This is a genomic window from Oleiphilus sp. HI0061, from assembly GCF_001635675.1.
In genome coordinates, this window is sequence record NZ_LWFE01001326.1 from 1 (window position 1) to 3,610 (window position 3,610).

Sequence of the window (3,610 nt, forward strand, 5' to 3'; positions counted from 1 at the left end):
ATCATGATGCCTTGCTATTCTTGGAATAGAATCGTTATCGTGCCTAACAATCACCCGCTTGCTTCAGATAGTGATATAACATTAGCCAAGCTAGCTGAATTCCCGATTGTCACCTATGTGAAAGGGTTTACCGGGAGGTCCAAGCTTGATGCTGCCTTTTCAGAGGCTGGATTATCTCCAAATATTGTCTTTACTGCGTCCGATGCCGATGTCATAAAAACTTATGTGAAACTCGGTTTGGGTATCGGGATCGTAGCATCCATGGCTTACGACACTCAAAAAGATGTCGGCTTGACTGCGATTGATACCGACCGACTGTTTGAGGCAAGTGTTACCAATATCGGATTCAGGAAGGGGACCTTTATGCGCGGCTTTATGTATGAGTTCCTACAACAGTTTGCACCTCATCTTACTCAGAAGGTTGTCGAGGAAGCATGCTACCGCCATATGCATCGTCAGGACGTTCAAGAAATGTTTGAAAATGTTAAGCTCCCGCGCTACTAAGAAGCATGGCTTAACATGAAGGCGCCTTAGTTGTACTCGAGTGCTGTAGGGTTGAGGGCTAGCAAGAAACTTTCAAGGTTGTCAGCCAACTCTTTATAATCTTTTCGACCTGGGCGCTCTAAAATGACTTTCCCGCTATGATTTTCAATACTTACAACTTCATTGCTGTCGGTGCAGCCGATAAATAGCGTTAAGCTCTGTTTGTTCTTAAGCTTCGCGAAACAGTGTCCGAGTATATTTTCTTTTAGACGCTCCTGATCTTCTTCGTTCCACGTTTGTATTAACGCAAAATCAACTAAAGGGTGCTCTACACGCATTCCGTTCGCCCAGTAGCTTTCGAAGAAGGCGTGGAAATCGGGATGGAATTTGGTCTCGAGCGCATCTTCAAGGCTTGCAAAGATATTCCCTGATCTCTTTTCCTTATGGCGCCAGTAATGACAGTCTTTGACGATACTAACTGCGCAAGGCGAGGGCCAGATCGGGTCGCATTGAAAAGAGGGTAAGCCGAGTTCATTAGCATTATGAAAAAGATTTTCGTAACGGGTTAGTATTGAATCGAGCGCTAAAAAAATCTTATCCATTATAATTTAATAAAGCCTAGTTCTTGATGTGTACTCGTGGGAGTGATTGTTGGTCTACAGATATCTTATCAATTGGGGCGATTACAGTCGACTCACCATTTACCACGACTTCACCATCTTGATTACTAACGTCACACTGAAACAACACTCTATGGTTTTCGAGCTTTTGGAGTACAGTGAGCTTTACCGTCAGCGTGTCTCCCAGCTCTACTTTTCGCTTAAAGCTTAGGTTTTGGTCCAGGTAGATACTTCCAGGCCCAGGAATGACTTTGTCGAAAGCGGTTGAGATAAGTGAGCTAGCCCACATGCCATAGCCGACTGTATCGTCATATACATTCTTTTTCGCAGCATCGACAGATAAAGCACTCAGCGGCATTTCGCCATTAGTCGCAGCAAATAAAACCAAATTCTCATCACTTAATGTTTTAGTAAATGTGGCATAATCGCTGACTCTTAATTCGTCATAGGTAATGTTTTCAAGTACGCGCATAACTTCTTAGCTTCTATAGTTTTGAATTAATTTTCTTTACAACTAATTTTGACAGAATAGTTTTAAGGTTCGTCTATTTAGAATAGGCTAGAATCCGTACGAATCAAAAACTTAGCTTTATTATTTTTTGTTATTTTGAACCAGGTTTTATCTAATGCCCTTAGATGTCAGAAAGCTTCAGCAGGCCATATCCAGCTGTTCTTACAAAGATCAAAGTCACTTTAAAAAACGACTCAAGCAACTCTCATCACACGGTGATGATAACGCCCTAGAGGAAAAGCTTGAAAAGCTAACTCAAGAAATTGAGGAATCTAAAGATCGTCTAAGTAAAAAAATAAACCGTCCGGTTTCAATCAAATACCCGCCTCAGCTACCTGTCTCCCAAAAAGTTGACGACATTAGCAAGGCAATAAAGGATAACCAGGTTGTAATTGTTGCTGGTGAAACCGGATCAGGTAAAACGACTCAGCTGCCAAAAGCCTGTCTTCAAGCGGGGCTTGGAAGGAAGGGCCTTATCGGCCACACTCAGCCAAGGCGTCTCGCTGCACGCACCGTTTCGACGAGATTAGCGGAAGAGCTAAATTCCCCGCTTGGTGATCTGGTTGGCTATCAAGTTCGTTTTACCGATCAAGTTAGTGATAGTACGCTAATAAAGGTCATGACGGATGGTATTCTCTTAAATGAAATCAAGTTTGACCGTTACTTAAATCGTTATGAAGTTATTATTATTGATGAGGCGCATGAGCGTAGTTTAAATATTGATTTCTTACTCGGTTACTTAAAACGCGTTCTGCTGAAAAGACCTGAATTAAAACTCATTATTACCTCTGCCACGATCGACGTAGACCGGTTCTCGGAGTTCTTTACTGGCGCGCCAATATTTTCTGTTTCAGGGCGAAGTTATCCGGTTGACGTGAATTACCGCCCATCTATTGGTGCAGATGTACAAGAGTTATCTCTTGGTGAGCAGATAGCTACAGTGGTCGAGGAGATTCAAGACGAAGAACGCCAACGCTCTTGGCAAGTTGGCGATGTTTTGGTTTTCTTACCTGGCGAGCGAGAGATCAGAGAGATCGCCAAGACCCTTAATGATTATGAATGGCGTGACACCGAGATACTGCCCTTATATGCCAGGTTAAGTACCAAAGACCAGAGCAGGGTGTTTCAACCTCACTCTGGCAGACGAATCATCCTTTCTACTAATGTCGCTGAGACCTCAATTACAGTGCCTGGTATCCGCTATGTAATTGACCCCGGTACCGTGCGGATTTCCCGCTATTCGTATCGCTCAAAATTACAGCGTTTGCCTATCGAGTCAATCTCCCAAGCGAGTGCAAATCAACGAAAGGGTCGTTGTGGGCGGATTGCTGAAGGTATTTGTTATCGACTTTACAGTGAAGACGACTTTATTTCACGACCTGAGTTTACCGATCCGGAAATACAGCGCACCAATCTAGCGGCTGTTATTCTTAAAATGATCGACTCCGGACTCGGGGCAGTGAAAGACTTTCAGTTTATTGATCCACCTGACTCTCGTCTTTTAAATGATGGCTATAAACTACTATTTGAGTTGCAGGCCGTCGATGAAAACAACCGCTTAACAGCGTTGGGCAAGAAACTTGCGACGCTTCCCACAGACCCTCGTTTAGGACGCATGCTGCTTAGCGCTCAGGACTTAAACGCAGTAAAAGAAGTGCTGATTATTGTTAGCGGCTTAAGCATACAAGATCCTCGTGAGCGCCCTGCAGATAAGCAGCAAGCAGCTGACCAGGCTCATGCGGAATATAAAGACCCTGAATCAGATTTCCTTTCTTTTTTGCGGTTGTGGGAATTCTTTGAAGATAAACGCCAGGAGCTAAGCAATAATCAATTAAAGCGCTTTTGCCAGAAAAACTTCCTATCCGCTGTGCGTATGAGGGAGTGGCGCGAGATACATAGACAACTATTACTCGTTTTAAAAAGCATCGGCATCAAGGAAAATGATAGCGAGGCTTCTTATGACTCTATTCATAAGGCTTTATTGAGCGGCTTGCTT

4 protein-coding genes are annotated in these 3,610 nt (G+C 43.6%); 2 read left to right on the top strand and 2 right to left on the bottom strand.

Annotation, left to right across the window (positions count from 1 at the left end):
• Nucleotides 1-504 (top strand): LysR substrate-binding domain-containing protein (locus tag A3735_RS20930; protein WP_231882594.1); only part of this gene is annotated, 504 nt, incomplete at its 5' end.
• Between the two features lie 26 nt (nt 505-530).
• Here the strand turns inward: A3735_RS20930 and syd are convergent.
• Nucleotides 531-1,085 (bottom strand): SecY-interacting protein, encoded by a 555-nt coding sequence (gene syd, locus A3735_RS20935; protein ID WP_068554184.1) that lies wholly within the window; start codon nt 1,083-1,085, stop codon nt 531-533.
• Nucleotides 1,086-1,101: 16 nt separating this feature from the next.
• Nucleotides 1,102-1,575, bottom strand: coding sequence for a hotdog domain-containing protein (locus A3735_RS20940; protein WP_068510682.1), 474 nt, complete (start codon nt 1,573-1,575; stop codon nt 1,102-1,104).
• 154 nt (nt 1,576-1,729) lie between these two features.
• On the opposite strand from A3735_RS20940, the gene hrpA reads away from it, so the two are divergent.
• Nucleotides 1,730-3,610, top strand: a 1,881-nt coding sequence (gene hrpA / locus A3735_RS20945) for an ATP-dependent RNA helicase HrpA (protein ID WP_068638571.1), incomplete at its 3' end; no start/stop codon positions are given.